Source organism: Pseudomonas putida (assembly GCF_001941965.1).
Lineage (GTDB): Bacteria > Pseudomonadota > Gammaproteobacteria > Pseudomonadales > Pseudomonadaceae > Aquipseudomonas > Aquipseudomonas putida_L.
This window is the reverse complement of record NZ_MKZO01000010.1, coordinates 76,182-91,340: the sequence shown is the minus strand read 5'-3', so window position 1 is coordinate 91,340 and position 15,159 is coordinate 76,182. Positions and strand designations below refer to the sequence as shown.

Genomic DNA, 15,159 nt, shown 5'->3' with positions numbered 1-15,159 from the left:
TGAACCCTGTGGGAGCCGGCGTTGCCGGCGATAGGGCCTGAAGGTCACTTACCTAGTTTGCGGAGTTCATCGGACTCCACCACCCGAATCCCATCCTGCTCTTCCAGCGCCAGCCGCCACAGCGCCCTGGCCAGTTGGCAAGCCTCGATCCCGTGGTACTTGCCCGGAATCAAGCGTGACAACCCGCCGGCCACCTTCTCCGCCAACCGCGGCTCGCTACGTTCCCCCAGCAGCAACGACGGCCGGGCGATGGTCAGTTGCGGCCAGTCCTGGGCCTTCAAGGCTTCTTCCATCTCGCCCTTGACCCGGTTGTAGAAGATCGACGATTTCGCGTCGGCGCCAATCGCACTCACCACCAGCAAATGCCGCGCGCCCATCTCCCGGGCACGTTTGCTGAAGGCCACCACCATGTCCAGGTCCACCGCCCGGAAGGCATTTTCCGAGCCGGCCTGCTTGATCGTGGTGCCCAGGCAGCAGAAGGCGATATCTACCCGGCCGCTCAGTTGCGGCAGGAACACCGCCGGATCCCCCACCGGGTTCTCCAGATGCGGATGCTCGGCCAGCGGCCGGCGAGTGGGCGCGAGCACACGGCTGATGGTCGGCTCGCTGAGCAGGCGATCCAGCAGGTGTTCACCGGTAAGGCCGGTAGCTCCGGCAAGCAGGATATGCTGCGGCGTCAGGTACATGATGTTTCTCCCTTGGTACAACTCCAGCTTAGTGGCTGGCGGGGCTTTTTTCCTCAGCCGTCGCAGTACTTTGCAGGGCCTTGCGGGCTTGTTGCTGGCGCAATTTTTGCCAATGTGCCAGTACGCCTTTCGGGGCCCAGATCTGCGGTTCGGATGCCTCGAAATCCTCGGCCTGTTCCCGTTGGGCCACATGGGCCTTGGCAAGTTCGAAGGCTTGCAGCAGATCGTCGGTCTGGTTCAGCGCCTGGGCGAACAGGGCGTCGCCGAAATAGGTGAAGTCCGCCTCTTCCGAGCAGCCGAACGAGACCCGGTCGGCCCGCGAGGCGGTCATGATCAGGGTGCGCTCGTCCTTGAGCGGTTCGATGTAGCCACCGGAATAGCACGCGGAGATGACGATCACCTTGTCGCGCTCCTTGAGCGGGGCGAGGGCGGCAGCCAGTTCGTCGGCCGGCAGGTCGGCCAGTTGCAGGCGCGGCTGGTCCAGCACCAGTTCGTGTTCGTGGCTGCCGTGGGTAGTCAGGTAGATGAACACCAGGTCGTCCGGGCCGCTGCGCTCGGCCAGGCGCCGGGCCGAGCGGGCGAGGTTCTCGCGGGTGGCCATGACGCGGTCGGCCAGGTGGTCGCGGTGGTTGACCAGGGTGATCTGGCCGACCGCCCCGAACCGGGTCTTGAGCATGTCGCTGACATAGTCGGCTTCGCGCATGAACACGCTCTGGTTGCCGTCGCCGGCCAGGGTCAGGCTGTACAGGTCGATGGATCCGCTGGAGGCAGGAACCTTGGCCAGTTCCCGCTCCAGCAGCGCGCCCTGGTTCAGCAGCGCCTGCTCCAGCGGGTCGGGCAGCAGGTGTCCCTTCTCGTCGCGGACCCGCAGGCCGTTGATCCAGTACCCACCCTCGACCTTGCCGTCCGGCAGGACCAGGCGCCCGGTGCCCTGGTACGCATCGTTCTCGAACCCGCCGGTATAGACGCTGCCATCTGCCAGTTGCAGGCGACCCTTGCCGGCGAAGCGCCAGTCACGGAAGCCACCCTTGTAATGGCTGCCATCCACGCCGAACAGCTCGCCAGGCCCGCTCAGCGAGCCATCCTTGAATTCGCCGATCCACACATCGCCGTCGACGTTCTCGTAACGGCCGCGACCTTCCAGGTGATTGGCCTTGAACTCGCCGATGTACTGATCGCCCTCGGCGCTGCTGAAGGTTCCGGTGCCGTTCAGCTCGCCCTCGACGAAGCGCCCGCTGAACTGGTTGCCGCTGGTGTCGCTGCGTACGCCTTCGCCATGGGGCTTGCCCTTGGCGAACTGGCCCTGGTACTGGCTGCCATCGGCGAGTACCAGCTTGCCGGCGCCGTTGTACTGGTCGTCCTTGAACTGCCCGCTGTAGCGTTGGGCGCCGTCATGCAAGGTGCCTTCGCCATCGCGCCGACCCAGCTTGAAGCCGCCGGTGTAGCTGCTGGTGGCGGTGGTCAGCTTGCCCTGGCCCTGGAACAGCCCCTGCTGGAACTGCCCGATATAGACCTCGCCATTGCTGCCGTGCCATTCACCCTGGCCGTCCCACTGGCCATTGCTGAAATGCCCGGCGTACCAACTGCCATTGGGGTAGTCGATGCGCCCTTCGCCCTGCAGCAGGCCGTCCACCACCTCGCCCCGGTAGCGGCCGCCGTCGGGCAGGCGGGCATCGGGTGGCGACAGCGATTCCCCGTCACCGCAGGCAGCGAGCAGGAGCATCAAGGCAAATGGAACGATAGGGCGCATGGCGGGGTCCGGACGGTTCAGGCCCCGAGTATGCCGCAGAAGCCGAGTGAGGGTGAAACGGCCCGTGGGCCGTTTCGGCAGGCGGGGTTCAGACGAAGGCGAGGGAGAGCGGTTCGGCGATGTACGCCGGTTTTTCTTCGCCTTCGATTTCCAGGGCGACGGTCGCCTTGAGCAGCCACTGGCCGGGTTTCTTCTCGGTGACCTCGGTCAGGCTGACCGCCAGGCGCACCCGCGAATCCACTTTCACCGGCTGGATGAAACGCACGCTGTCCAGGCCATAGTTCACCACCATCTTCAGCCCTTCAGGCAGGACCAGGATGTCTTCCATCAGCTTGGGAATCAGCGACAGGCTGAGAAAACCATGGGCGATGGTGCTGCCAAATGGCGTTTTTGCCGCCTTGGCCGGGTCCACATGGATGAACTGGAAGTCCCCGGTGGCCTCGGCGAACAGGTTGATCCGCTCTTGATCGATCTTCAGCCATTCGGAACGTCCCAGTTCCTTACCAACGTACTGCGACAGCTCTGCAACGGGTACATAGGGCATCGCGACTCTCCTGACTGTCCTTGAATGATTTGTGACCGACAACGATTCGAACGCCTAAGATCAGCACGCGATGATGGCCGGGTCAAGTGCCCATGCCCCGGGCGAATGTCGAGTTATAGGCGGGTCGATAGCGTGCTTATAATGGCCGCCAGGTTCGAGGGAGGTATGCGATGTTGTTGCGCGGTTTGACGTGGCTCGTGCTGTTCCAGTTGCTGGGGACGGCGATCAATCACCTGCTGGTGCCCATTTTGCCGGGGCCGATCATTGGCCTGGTGCTGTTGCTGATATTCCTCATGGTGCGCGGTGAGGTCGGCGCGCCGTTGAGCGAGGCGTCGTCCAGCCTGCTGCGCTACCTGCCGTTGCTGTTGGTGCCGCCGGCGGTGGGGGTGATGGTCTATGCCGCGGATATTGTCGCCGATTTCTGGGCCATCGCCGGAGCGCTGGTGCTGTCGCTGGTCCTGGCCATGGCCTTCTGCGGCGTGCTGATGCAGAAGATGATCAACCGCAGCAAGCATTCCGGGGGACGTTCGTGATGCTCGACTGGCATGGCGCGACCCAGGCGGTGATCCATCATCCGCTGTTCGGCATCGGCATTACCCTGGCGGCGTACCAGATCGTCATCGCCGCCTACGAGAAAACCCGCTGGATCTTCCTCCAGCCGGTGCTGGTTTCCATGCTGGTGGTGGTCGGCGTGCTGCTGAGTTGCGGCCTGACCTACGCCGAGTACCGCAAGAGCACGGAGATCATGAACATTCTCCTCGGCCCGGCCACGGTGGCCCTGGCGGTCCCGCTCTACCTCAACCTGCGGCGTATTCGCCAACTGTTCTGGCCGACCTTTACTACGCTGGTAGTCGGAGGCGTGTTCGCCACCGGCATCTGCCTGCTGCTGGGCTGGTGGTTCGGTGCCGAGCACATGATCCTGATGACCCTGGCGCCGAAATCGGTGACCTCGCCCATCGCCATGCTGGTGGCCGAGCAGATCGGCGGCGTGGCGGCCCTGGCGGCGGTGTTCGTGCTGATCACCGGGGTGATCGGGGCGATCTTCGGCCCGGCGCTGCTGACCCGCCTTGGCGTGCGCAGCCCCGAGGCCCGGGGCATGGCCCTGGGCCTGACCGCCCACGCGGTGGGGACGTCGGTGGCCTTGCAGGAAAGTGAAGAGTGCGGGGCTTTCGCAGCCCTGGCCATGAGCCTGATGGGCGTGGCCACCGCGGTGTTCCTGCCGCTGGCGGTCAGCCTGGTTGCCTGAGGAGCTGCAATGAGTTTGCCCCTGTTTACCCTGAATACCGTGCTGTTCCCCGGCTGTAACCTGGATTTGCAGATTTTCGAGGCGCGTTACCTGGACATGATCGGTCGCTGCATGAAGCAGGGCGGCGGCTTTGGCGTGGTGTGCATCCTTGAAGGCGAGCAGGTCGGCCGGGCGCCGGAGTCCTTCGCCGGAATCGGCTGCCAGGCGCTGATCGAGGATTTCCAGCAGCAGGACAACGGCCTGCTGGGGATTCGGGTGAAGGGCGAGCGGCGCTTCATGGTCGACGACTTCGAAGTGCGCAAGGACAACCTGCTGGTGGCCGACGTGCGCTGGCTCGACGAGCAGACCGACCAGCCGCTCGATGAAGAAGACGATGACCTGCTGGCGCTGCTGCTGGCCCTGGCCGAACACCCGATGGTCTCGGGCCTGGACATGGCCAGCCAGGTCACCGGCAAGCAGGCCCTGGCCAATCAGTTGGCCTATCTGCTGCCCTTCGATGACCAGGACAAGCTCAAGCTGCTGGCCATCGACTCCCCCACCCAGAAACTGGTAGCGATCCAGTCGCTGCTGGACCGCATTCAGGGCGAGCTCTTTGCCTGATCCTCAGTACGAGTAGCGCTGCAAGGCATTCGGCAAGGCGTGCAGGGCAAAGAATGCCAGCACGCCGACGCAGGCCGGCAGGATCAGCCACCACACCCGCAGCGACAGGGCATTCAGCGGCTCGCGATACTGGATCACGGTCAGGCTCAAGGCGCATACGCAGCAGGCCAGCAGGCCACCGGCGAGGATATCGGTCGGCCAGTGCACGCCGAGATAGACCCGCGACATCGCGATCGACAGCGCCGGCAGGCAGCCCAGCAGGATCCAGGTCAGGCGCATGCGCGGCGGTTGGCTGCGCCCGGCCAGTACCGCGAGGGTCAGGAAGAAGGCGAAGGAGGCCGAGCTGTGGCCACTGGGCATGCTGTAGCTGGTCAGCGGGTCGCTAAGCACTTCCGGGCGGGCGCGGGCGAAGAACCATTTCAGGCCGGCGTTGCAGATTGCCGTGCCGCCCAGGGTCGCGGCGGCGAAGAACGCCGGGCGCCATTGCCGGGTCAGCAGGAGCAGGGCAACCAGCACGGCGGCGACGGTGAACTGGGTGTGGAAATCGCCGAGGCGGGTGATCAGCACCATGATGCTGTTCAGGTAATCGCTGCGATGTTCCTGGACCAGCGTCATCAGGCCCTGATCGAGGTGGGTCAGGTAGGGCCAGCCGAAGAAGATCGTCGCCAGCATCACCAGGCTGACCGCCGCGATCAGGCGGGTGCCGCGGGGCTGGGCGCGCAGTGAACTGTTGATGCTTACCCCGACCAGGATGGCCAGGCCAGCAGCAACCACCCCGGCCTGCGGCCAGAAACCTTCCGGCAGCGGCAGGCGCATGGCCGCGCCGGTGGCCCAGCCGGGCAGCAGGTAGGCCAGCGACCAACCGGCAGCGGCAATCAGGCTGACCGCGATAAAGCGCGGCAGCGGCATATCGAACATCCCCGCGACCATTGGCAGCATCGGCCGCAGCGGCCCGATAAAGCGGCCGACCAGCAGGCTGGCGATGCCATAGCGCTGGAAATAGGTTTCCGCGCTGCCGATCCACTCCGGATGATGGCGCAACAGGGGCAGGCGCCGGATGTTCTGGTGGAAGCGTCGGCCCAGGGTGTAGGACACCGCATCCCCCAGCAGTCCGCCGAAATAACCCAGCAGCAGGGTTTCATGCAGCGACAGGGCGCCGCTGCCGGCCAGCACGGCTACGGCGAACAGCAAGACGGTGCCGGGCACGATGATCCCGGCGATCGCCAGGCACTCCACGAAGGCCACCAGGAATATTGCCAGACCCAGCCATTGCGGGTTCATCGTCAGCCAGCCGGTGAGGCTGTCGAGCCATGGGCCCATCGTTTCAGTTTCCTTGTGTCAGAAAGAAGAAGTCGCGGCCTTCGACTTGGCCGCGACGCAGCGGGTTCCGTGTGCAGTACCGAGCGTATTCGGCATCGACGAAACGCAGCGGCAGATGTTCGTCGCGGCCTTGGGGAATGCCCAGCCGGCTGGTCTGGATTATTTGTTGCGGGATGATTCCGCAGTCTTCGACGAACAGTTGCTCCGGATCGAAGCGCTTGGCGTCCCAGTTCGGAACTTTCAGCCCCATGGCCTTGCACAGCAGGGTCTGGCCGGCGCACAGGCGCTCGGGCGGGCGGAGGCCACCGCTGGCGTCAGGGTTGTTCAGCTGCATTTGTGCCAAGGCATTGCTGTCGGAGACCGCATCCACCCAGGGGAAGCCGGACTTGATCAGCACTGCGTTACCCGCGCCCTGGGCGCTGAAGTTCAGCGAATCGCCGCCGCGGGCGTAGTACATGTAGATATGCCCGCCATCCAGGAACAGCGCCTTGCGTTTCTCGGTGTAGCCGAGGGAGGCGTGGCTGCCTTTCTCGTCGAGGTAATAGGCCTCGGTCTCGATGATCCGCGCGGAAAGCCAGTACGGGCCCTGGCGATGGCGGATGATCTTGCCCAGCAGGGCCTTGGCCAGGACCTGGGCGTCGCGGTCGAAGAAGCTGTCGGGCAGGGGGGCGGGGTGCGGCATCGTGGCTCTGGAATGGGGAACGGAAGCCGGGATGATAGCAATTTCTTCCTTTACTCAAGCTGAACGAAGAACGCGTTATCCCAGGCGACGGAGAACCCTGTGGGAGCTGGCTTGCCAGCGATTTGGCCAGATCGGGCAACATCATTGCTCATGCCGGCCTCATCGCTGGCAAGCCAGCTCCCACAGGGGGCAATGTTGGCGCGGAAATCTGTGACTCGCCCCCTACCATCCGACTGTCACCGCTGGGCGTACAACCCCATGACAGTTATACTCGTCCGATTTTCCCCTCCGCCAAGACACTGAGCCCCATGACTGAGTCCGTTCTTGACTACATGACCCGCCTGGGTCGCGCCGCCCGCGAGGCGTCCCGCGTCATCGGCCGTGCCAGCACCGCGCAGAAGAACCGCGCGCTGCACGCTGCCGCCAACGCCCTGGACGCCGCTCGCGCCGAACTGTCCGCAGCCAACGAGCTGGACCTGGCCGCCGGCCGGGCCAACGGCCTCGAGCCGGCCATGCTCGATCGCCTGGCCCTGACCCCGGCACGCATCGACGGCATGATCGTCGGTCTGCGCCAGGTCGCCAGCCTGCCGGACCCGGTGGGTGCGATCCGCGACATGAGTTATCGGCCGTCGGGCATCCAGGTCGGCAAGATGCGCGTGCCGCTTGGCGTGATCGGGATCATCTACGAGTCGCGGCCGAACGTGACCATCGACGCCGCGAGCCTGTGCCTGAAGTCGGGCAACGCCACCATCCTGCGTGGCGGCTCCGAGGCCATCCATTCCAATCGCGCCATCGCCGCCTGCATCCAGCGCGGCCTGGCCGAGGCCGGCCTGCCGGCGGCAGTGGTCCAGGTGGTGGAAGTCACCGACCGCGAAGCCGTGGGCGCGCTGATCACCATGCCCGAGTTCGTCGACGTCATCGTTCCGCGCGGCGGCAAGGGCCTGATCGAGCGTATCAGCCGTGATGCCCGCGTCCCGGTGATCAAGCACCTGGACGGTATCTGCCACGTCTACGTCGGCGAGCACGCCGAGCTGGACAAGGCCCGGCGCATCGCCTTCAACGCCAAGACCTACCGCTACGGTATCTGCGGCGCCATGGAAACCCTGCTGGTGGATTCGAGCGTCGCTGCCGAGTTCCTGCCGGAAATGGCCCGTGAATTCCGGGAAAAAGGCGTCGAACTGCGCGGCTGCGAACGCACCCGCATGGTCATCGAAGCCAACCCCGCCACCGAGGAAGACTGGCACACCGAGTACCTGGCGGCGATCCTGTCGATCCGCATCGTCGACGGCGTCGACGCGGCAATCGAGCACATCAACCACTACGGTTCGCACCACACCGACTCCATCGTCACCGAACACCAGGGCCTGGCCCGGCGTTTCGTTGCCGAAGTGGACTCTGCCTCGGTGATGATCAACACCCCGACCTGCTTCGCCGATGGCTTCGAGTACGGTCTGGGCGCGGAAATCGGCATTTCCACCGACAAGCTGCATGCCCGCGGCCCGGTCGGCCTGGAAGGCCTGACCTGCGAGAAATACGTGGTCGTCGGCGACGGCCAGCTGCGCGGCCAGGAGTCCTGATCCGTTGAGCAAGGCCCCGGCGATCCGGCGGATCGGCATCCTTGGCGGCACGTTCGACCCGGTGCACATCGGCCACTTGCGCAGCGCGCTGGAAGTAGCCGAGTTCATGGAGCTGGACGAGCTGCGTCTGCTGCCCAACGCCCGCCCGCCACACCGCGATACCCCGCAGGTGGCGGCGCAGGATCGCCTGGCGATGGTGCGTTGTGCGGTAGCGGGCGTCGAGCGGCTGAGCGTGGATGACCGCGAGCTGTCGCGAAACAAGCCGTCGTACACCATCGACACCCTGGAGTCGCTGCGCGCCGAACTGGGCGCCAGCGACCAGCTTTTCCTGCTGATGGGCTGGGATGCCTTTTGCGGCCTGCCTGGCTGGCACCGCTGGGAAGAGCTGTTGAAACACTGTCACATCCTGGTCCTGCAACGCCCGGATGCCGACGTAGAACCCCCAGACGAGCTGCGCAACCTGCTGGCTGCGCGCTCCGAGAGCGATCCCACCGCCATGTCCGGCCCGGCGGGGAACATTTCGTTCGTCTGGCAGACACCGCTTTCGGTGTCCGCCACGCAGATCCGACAGCAGCTGGCCAGCGGCAAGTCGGTGAGGTTCCTGGTGCCGGACGCAGTACTGGCCTATATCGAGACGCACGGGCTTTACCGTGCGTAGAACGGCAGGCGCCCATGGGCGCCGCTTTCAATGAGTTGAAACGAGTTTTATATGACCAAGCAGAAAATCACCGGCGAAGAGCTGGTCCAGCTGGCCAAACTGGCCCTGGAAGAAGTCAAGGCCCAGGACATCCAGGTTATCGACGTGCGCGCCAAGCACAGCCTGACCGACTACATGATCATCGCCACCGGGACCTCCAACCGGCAGATCAACGCGATGGCCGAGAAGGTCCGCGAGATCGTCAAGCAGAAGGGCGTGATGCCCCTGGGCGAAGAAGGCAAGGGCGACAGCGACTGGGTCCTGCTCGACCTGAACGACGTCATCGTGCACATGATGACCGCCGCTGCCCGCCAGTTCTACGACCTGGAGCGCCTGTGGCTGGGTGCCGAGCAGAGCCGTGCCGCCGATGGCAAGCACCACAGCCCGGAAAACACCCATGAGCACTTCACCAAGCTCAACAAAGACCAGGACTGAGGTAGCGTCGTGCGTCTGCGATTGATCGCGGTCGGCTCGCGCATGCCCAAGTGGGTCGAGGAAGGCTGGCATGAATATGCCAAGCGCCTGCCGTCGGAGCTGTCCCTGGAACTGGTGGAAATCCCGCTCAACACCCGGGGCAAGAACGCCGACGTCGCCCGCCTGATCCGTCAGGAGGGCGAGGCCATGCTGGCCAAGGTCCAGCCCGGGGAACGGATCGTTACCCTCGAGGTCCATGGCAAGCCGTGGAGTACCGAGCAACTGGCGGTCGAACTGGACCGCTGGCGCCTCGACTCGCGCACCGTCAACCTCATGGTCGGCGGCCCGGAAGGGCTGGCGCCGGAGGTCTGTGCGCGCAGCGAGCAGCGCTGGTCGCTGTCGCCGCTGACCCTGCCGCACCCCCTGGTACGGATTCTGATCGGCGAACAGATTTATCGCGCCTGGACGGTTCTGTCCGGGCACCCTTATCACAAATAAGCCGTAAGCCTCTTCAATGTCGCAGCCGATCCGCCTCAAGGACCACGAGAAAGACGCCCGTCTGGTGCGTAGCCGCGTCGTGGTCGGTGCGGTGGCGATCCTGCTGCTGGTTTGTGTGCTGATCGCCCGCCTGTACTACCTGCAGGTAATCCAGTACGACTATCACTCCACGCTGTCGGAGAACAATCGGGTGCACGTGCAGCCGATCCCGCCGACCCGCGGGCTGATCTTCGACCGCAATGGCGTGATCATCGCCGACAACCGGCCGAGCTTCAGCCTGAGCATGACCCGCGAGCGCTCCGGCGACTGGCAGCAGGTGCTCGATGTGATCGTCGAGGTGCTGGAGCTGACCCCGGATGATCGCGCGCTGTTCGAAAAACGCATGAAGCAGGGGCGCCGGCCGTTCGAGCCGGTGCCGATCCTGTTCGAGCTGAACGAAGAGCAGATCGCCCGGATCGCCGTTAACCAGTTCCGCCTGCCCGGCGTGGAAGTGGTGGCGCAACTGGTTCGGCATTATCCACAGGGCGCGCATTTCGCGCACTCGGTCGGCTATGTCGGACGGATCAACGAGAAAGAGCTGAAGACCCTCGACCCGGTCAACTACAGCGGCACCCACCATATCGGCAAGACCGGCATCGAGCGTTTCTACGAGCCCGAGCTGCACGGCCAGGTGGGTTACGAGGAAGTCGAGACCAACGCCCGCGGCCGCGTGCTGCGGGTACTCAAGCGCACCGACCCGATCCCCGGCAAGGACATCGTCCTGAGCCTGGACATCAAGCTGCAGGAAGCGGCCGAGCAGGCCCTGGGCGGTCGTCGTGGCGCTATCGTCGCGCTCGACCCGCGGACCGGCGAGGTCCTGGCGATGGTCAGCCAGCCGAGCTTCGACCCGAACCTGTTCGTCACCGGCATCAGCTTCAAGGCCTATGCCGAACTGCGCGATTCCATCGACCGGCCGCTGTTCAACCGCGTGCTGCGCGGCCTGTACCCGCCGGGTTCGACCATCAAGCCGGCGGTGGCCATCGCCGGTCTGGACTCCGGGGCCGTGACCCCGTCCACCCGGGTATTCGACCCGGGCTACTACCAACTGCCCAACTACGATCACAAATACCGCAACTGGAACCGCACTGGTGACGGCTGGGTCGATCTCGACACGGCGATCATGCGTTCCAACGACACCTATTTCTACGATCTTGCGCACAAGATGGGCATCGACAAGCTGTCCAGCTACATGAACCGCTTCGGTATCGGGCAGAAGGTCGCCCTCGACATGTTCGAGGAGTCGCCGGGCCTGATGCCATCCCGCGAGTGGAAGCGCGCGACCCGGCGCCAGGCCTGGTTCCCCGGCGAGACCCTGATCCTCGGCATCGGCCAGGGCTACATGCAGGCCACCCCGCTGCAACTGGCCCAGGCCACGGCGCTGATCGCCAGCAAGGGCAAATGGAACCGCCCGCACCTGGCCAAGAGCATCGAGGGCCAGCCGCCGGTCGACCCGAACCCGATGGAAGATATCGTCCTGCGCGACAAGGCCGACTGGAACCGCGTCACCCACGGCATGGAGCAGGTGATGCACGGCGCCCGGGGTACCGCGCGCAAGGCCGCCATCGGCGCGCAATACCGCATCGCCGGCAAGAGTGGTACGGCCCAGGTCGTGGCCATCAAGCAGGGCGAGAAGTACGACCGCAGCAAGGTCCAGGAGCGCCACCGCGACCACGCCCTGTTCGTCGGCTTCGCCCCGGCCGAGGATCCGAAGATCGTGATTTCGGTAATGGTCGAGAACGGCGAGTCCGGCTCCGGCGTCGCCGCCCCGGTCCTGCGCCAGGTGATGGACGCCTGGCTGCTGAATGAAAGCGGCCAGCTCAAACCCGAATACGCCCCTAGCGGCTCCGTTGCCCAGGAATCGGCCCTGTGAAGAGTAATTTCGACCGCATGCTCTCCAGCGAGGACGTGATGCGCCGCCGCGCCAGCTTCCTGCAGCGCATCCACATCGACGGGCCGTTGCTGGTCCTGCTGCTGACCCTCGCGGCCGGCAGCCTGTTCGTCCTGTACTCGGCCAGTGGCAAGAACTGGGACCTGCTGCTCAAGCAGGCCTCGTCGTTCGGCATCGGCCTGGTCTCGATGTTCATCATTGCCCAACTGGAGCCGCGCTTCATGGCGCGCTGGGTACCGCTGGCCTACGTGGTCGGGGTGCTGCTGCTGGTGGTGGTGGACGTCATGGGCCACAACGCCATGGGCGCCACGCGCTGGATCAACATTCCCGGGGTAATCCGCTTCCAGCCCTCGGAATTCCTCAAGATCATCATGCCGGCGACCATCGCCTGGTACCTGTCCAAGCGCACCCTGCCGCCGCACCTGAAGCATGTGTTGATCAGCCTGATCCTGATCGGCATCCCCTTCATCCTCATCGTCCGCCAGCCGGACCTGGGTACCGCCTTGCTGATCCTCGCTTCCGGCGCCTTCGTGCTGTTCATGGGCGGCCTGCGCTGGCGCTGGATCATCAGCGTGGTCACGGCGGCGGTACCGGTGGCCGTGGCCATGTGGTTCTTCGTCATGCACGACTACCAGAAGCAGCGCGTGCTGACCTTCCTCGACCCGGAAAGCGATCCGCTGGGCACCGGCTGGAACATCATCCAGTCCAAGGCCGCGATCGGTTCCGGCGGGGTGTTCGGCAAGGGCTGGCTACTGGGCACCCAGTCGCACCTGGACTTCCTCCCGGAAAGCCACACCGACTTCATCATCGCGGTCATGGGCGAGGAGTTCGGCCTGGTGGGCATCTGCGCGCTGTTGCTGATCTACCTGCTGTTGATCGGTCGCGGGCTGGTGATTACCGCCCAGGCCCAGACCCTGTTCGGCAAGCTGCTGGCTGGCAGCCTGACCATGACCTTCTTCGTCTACGTCTTCGTCAATATCGGTATGGTCAGCGGTTTGCTGCCCGTGGTGGGGGTTCCGCTGCCCTTCATTAGCTATGGCGGAACTTCGCTGGTGACGCTGCTGTCAGCGTTTGGCGTTCTTATGTCGATCCACACCCACCGCAAATGGATCGCGCAGGTTTGAACAAGGTGAATTTCTCGATGCAAGCAGTACGGGGCTGGATGGCCCGTTACGTTCCCCTGGCGGGATTCCTGGGTCTGTTCGGCGGGGCCCAGCAGGCCAGTGCCGGCGACTACGACGGCTCGCCGCAGGTGGCCGAATTCGTCGGGGAGATGACCCGCGACTACGGCTTTGCCGGCGAACAGTTGATGGGCGTATTCCGCGAGGCGCAGCGCAAGCAGGCGATCCTCGACGCCATCTCGCGCCCGGCGGAGCGGGTCAAGCCGTGGAAGGAATATCGCCCGATGTTCCTCACCGATGCCCGGGTCGCCCGTGGCGTGGACTTCTGGCGCCAGCACGAGGCCGTCCTGGCCCGTGCCGAGCAGGAATACGGGGTGCCGGCCCAGGTGATCGTGTCGATCATCGGCGTCGAGACCTTCTTTGGCCGCAATACCGGTAACTACCGGGTGATCGACGCGCTGTCGACCCTGGCCTTCGATTACCCGCCGCGGGCGCCGTTCTTCCGCAAGGAGCTGCGCGAATACCTGCTGCTGTCCCGCGAGGAGCAGGTCGATCCGCTGACCCTGAAAGGCTCCTACGCCGGCGCCATGGGCCTGCCGCAGTTCATGCCGAGCAGCTTCCGCGCCTATGCCGTGGACTTTGACGGCGACGGCCATATCAATATCTGGAACAACCCGGACGATGCCATCGGCAGCGTCGCCAGCTACTTCAAGCGCCACGGCTGGGTCGCCGGCGAGCCGGTGGTAAGCCGCGCCATGGTGCGTGGCGAGCGGGTCGACGAGGGCCTCAGCCCGGGCATCGAACCGGTCAAGACCGTGGGGGAGTTGCGGGCACTGGGCTGGTCGAGTCATGATGCGCTGCGCGATGATCTGCCGGTCACCGCTTTCCGGCTCGAAGGCGATAATGGCCCCGAATACTGGCTCGGCCTGAAGAACTTCTACGCGATCACTCGCTACAACCGCAGCGTGATGTACGCCATGGCGGTACATCAACTTTCAGACCTGCTGGTTCAGGCAAGGGGCGCCCGGTAATGCGCGAACTGTTCTCCGCAACATCCCTCAAGCTGCTGGGTTGCATCGCCGTTGGTGCCCTGCTGGTCAGCTGTACTTCCAGCCGCCCGACGCAAAGCAGCAGCGGCAACACCATCCGCTCCCAGCCCGGCCTGGACATCAACCGGGCGCACAAGGATGGCGCGCCGTGGTGGGACGTCGACGTGTCGAAGATCCCCGACGCCACCCCGACCGTGCACACCGGCAACTACAAGGCCAACCCGTACACGGTGCTGGGCAAGACCTACTACCCGATCCCGGACTCGCGCAACTACGTGGCCGAGGGCACCGCGTCCTGGTACGGCACCAAGTTCCACGGGCAGAACACCGCCAACGGCGAGGTCTATGACCTCTACGGCATGAGCGCGGCGCACAAGACCCTGCCGCTGCCGGCCTACGTCAAGGTGACCAACCTGGACAACCGGCGCAGCGTGATCCTGCGGGTCAACGACCGTGGTCCGTTCTATTCCGACCGCATCATCGACCTGTCCTACGCCGCGGCGAAGAAGCTCGGTTATGCCGAAACCGGCACCGCCCGGGTCCGCGTCGAGGGTATCGACCCGCAGCAGTGGTGGGCCCAGCGTGGTCGCCAGGCGCCGATGGTGCTGGCTGAACCGCAGGTCGCCCAGACCACCTCGATCCCGGCCAACACCGGCGCTGTCGAGCAATGGACGCCACCGCCGCAGCAGCACGCTGCCGCCGTGGTTCCGGTGCAGGTGGCCAGCAACAGCCTCCCGGCCAATGGTGGTACCTACCTGCAGGTCGGTGCATTCGCCAACCCGGACGCCGCCGAGTTGCTACGCTCCAAGTTGAGCGGCATGGTCAGCGCGCCGGTGTTCATCAGTTCCATCGTGCGCAACCAGCAGACCCTGCACCGCGTGCGTCTGGGCCCGATCCGCAGCCAGGGCGAGGTCCAGCAGACCCAGGACAGCGTAAGACTGGCCAATCTTGGACAGGCCAAGGTAGTGACGGCGGACTGACCGGGGGGACTGGTCGGTTTGTCATGTAGCGGGGGCGAACAGCCATGTACAATGGCGGTTTTGCTCCA

General features: G+C 65.0%; 16 protein-coding genes. 11 read left to right on the top strand and 5 right to left on the bottom strand.

Annotated elements, in window-relative coordinates:
* Positions 1-44 precede the first annotated feature (44 nt).
* From PSEMO_RS06150 to PSEMO_RS06140, 3 genes are all read right to left on the bottom strand, one after another.
* Positions 45-686: an oxidoreductase gene (locus tag PSEMO_RS06150; RefSeq protein ID WP_075802258.1), complete on the bottom strand. Its 642-nt coding sequence runs from the start codon at positions 684-686 to the stop codon at positions 45-47.
* A 28-nt stretch (positions 687-714) separates the two neighbouring features.
* The gene (locus PSEMO_RS06145; protein ID WP_075802257.1) at positions 715-2,436 is read right to left on the bottom strand and encodes a C13 family peptidase; all 1,722 of its coding nucleotides are present in this window, start codon (positions 2,434-2,436) and stop codon (positions 715-717) included.
* Between the two features lie 88 nt (positions 2,437-2,524).
* Positions 2,525-2,980 (bottom strand): MaoC family dehydratase, encoded by a 456-nt coding sequence (locus tag PSEMO_RS06140; RefSeq protein ID WP_075802256.1) that lies wholly within the window; start codon positions 2,978-2,980, stop codon positions 2,525-2,527.
* Between the two features lie 170 nt (positions 2,981-3,150).
* Here PSEMO_RS06140 and PSEMO_RS06135 point away from each other — a divergent pair, with 170 nt between their 5' ends.
* Genes PSEMO_RS06135 through PSEMO_RS06125 form a run of 3 tightly spaced genes read left to right on the top strand, consistent with a single transcriptional unit; the run spans position 3,151 to position 4,826 of the window.
* Positions 3,151-3,513, top strand: coding sequence for a CidA/LrgA family protein (locus tag PSEMO_RS06135; protein WP_075802255.1), 363 nt, complete (start codon positions 3,151-3,153; stop codon positions 3,511-3,513).
* Positions 3,513-4,226, top strand: coding sequence for an LrgB family protein (locus PSEMO_RS06130; RefSeq protein WP_178391968.1), 714 nt, complete (start codon positions 3,513-3,515; stop codon positions 4,224-4,226). The genes PSEMO_RS06135 and PSEMO_RS06130 overlap by 1 nt, the downstream gene beginning before the upstream one ends.
* Before the next feature lie 9 nt (positions 4,227-4,235).
* Positions 4,236-4,826, top strand: a complete 591-nt coding sequence (locus PSEMO_RS06125) for an LON peptidase substrate-binding domain-containing protein (protein WP_075802253.1) — start codon at positions 4,236-4,238, stop codon at positions 4,824-4,826.
* Positions 4,827-4,829: 3 nt separating this feature from the next.
* On the opposite strand, the gene PSEMO_RS06120 is transcribed toward PSEMO_RS06125, so the two are convergent.
* Entirely contained in the window at positions 4,830-6,146 is a 1,317-nt protein-coding gene (locus tag PSEMO_RS06120; RefSeq protein ID WP_075802252.1) for a bifunctional DedA family/phosphatase PAP2 family protein, read from the bottom strand.
* Between the two features lie 4 nt (positions 6,147-6,150).
* Complete coding sequence (locus tag PSEMO_RS06115) at positions 6,151-6,828, bottom strand: DNA-3-methyladenine glycosylase (RefSeq protein ID WP_075802251.1); 678 nt, start codon at positions 6,826-6,828, stop codon at positions 6,151-6,153.
* A 308-nt stretch (positions 6,829-7,136) separates the two neighbouring features.
* On the opposite strand from PSEMO_RS06115, the gene PSEMO_RS06110 reads away from it, so the two are divergent.
* From PSEMO_RS06110 to PSEMO_RS06075, 8 genes are read left to right on the top strand one after another with little or no spacing between them, the layout of a single operon-like run.
* The gene (locus PSEMO_RS06110) at positions 7,137-8,405 is read left to right on the top strand and encodes a glutamate-5-semialdehyde dehydrogenase (RefSeq protein WP_075802250.1); all 1,269 of its coding nucleotides are present in this window, start codon (positions 7,137-7,139) and stop codon (positions 8,403-8,405) included.
* A gap of 4 nt (positions 8,406-8,409) precedes the next feature.
* Complete coding sequence (nadD, locus tag PSEMO_RS06105) at positions 8,410-9,063, top strand: nicotinate-nucleotide adenylyltransferase (RefSeq protein WP_075802249.1); 654 nt, start codon at positions 8,410-8,412, stop codon at positions 9,061-9,063.
* Positions 9,064-9,114: 51 nt separating this feature from the next.
* Positions 9,115-9,537 carry a ribosome silencing factor gene (rsfS, locus tag PSEMO_RS06100; protein WP_075802248.1) on the top strand — a complete coding sequence of 141 codons (423 nt, stop codon included), beginning with the start codon at positions 9,115-9,117 and terminating at the stop codon, positions 9,535-9,537.
* A gap of 9 nt (positions 9,538-9,546) precedes the next feature.
* Complete coding sequence (gene rlmH, locus PSEMO_RS06095; protein ID WP_009397919.1) at positions 9,547-10,014, top strand: 23S rRNA (pseudouridine(1915)-N(3))-methyltransferase RlmH; 468 nt, start codon at positions 9,547-9,549, stop codon at positions 10,012-10,014.
* Positions 10,015-10,030: 16 nt separating this feature from the next.
* Complete coding sequence (mrdA, locus tag PSEMO_RS06090) at positions 10,031-11,923, top strand: penicillin-binding protein 2 (protein WP_075802247.1); 1,893 nt, start codon at positions 10,031-10,033, stop codon at positions 11,921-11,923.
* Between the two features lie 38 nt (positions 11,924-11,961).
* Complete coding sequence (rodA, locus tag PSEMO_RS06085) at positions 11,962-13,065, top strand: rod shape-determining protein RodA (protein ID WP_178391971.1); 1,104 nt, start codon at positions 11,962-11,964, stop codon at positions 13,063-13,065.
* A gap of 17 nt (positions 13,066-13,082) precedes the next feature.
* Positions 13,083-14,093, top strand: coding sequence for a lytic murein transglycosylase B (gene mltB, locus PSEMO_RS06080; RefSeq protein WP_075802299.1), 1,011 nt, complete (start codon positions 13,083-13,085; stop codon positions 14,091-14,093).
* Positions 14,093-15,091 (top strand): septal ring lytic transglycosylase RlpA family protein, encoded by a 999-nt coding sequence (locus PSEMO_RS06075; protein ID WP_075802245.1) that lies wholly within the window; start codon positions 14,093-14,095, stop codon positions 15,089-15,091. The genes mltB and PSEMO_RS06075 overlap by 1 nt, the downstream gene beginning before the upstream one ends.
* Positions 15,092-15,159 lie beyond the last annotated feature (68 nt).